The following is a 237-nucleotide window of genomic DNA, read 5'->3' on the forward strand; positions in this document are numbered from 1 at the left end:
CGGCCGGTATCCTGGAAGCCCTGCTGGACCGCCTGGCCACGTACATGGAGAAGACCGAGGCCATCAAGTCCAAGATCAAATCGGCGCTGATGTACCCGATCTCGGTCATCGTCGTGGCCTTCATCGTCGTGACCATCATCATGATTTTCGTGATCCCGGCCTTCAAGGAAGTGTTCAGTTCGTTCGGCGCAGACCTGCCGGCGCCGACGCTTTTGGTAATGGGCATCATGTCTTTGT

General features: G+C 57.0%; 1 protein-coding gene. It reads left to right on the top strand.

The genetic code is table 11. The features are described from left to right. The coding region (locus RRF55_RS27875; protein ID WP_439419283.1) for a type II secretion system F family protein at positions 1-237 on the top strand (237 nt) is incomplete at both ends.

The sequence above is a fragment of the Klebsiella sp. K47 genome (genome assembly GCF_051858335.1).
GTDB classification, from domain to species: domain Bacteria; phylum Pseudomonadota; class Gammaproteobacteria; order Enterobacterales; family Enterobacteriaceae; genus Klebsiella; species Klebsiella pneumoniae.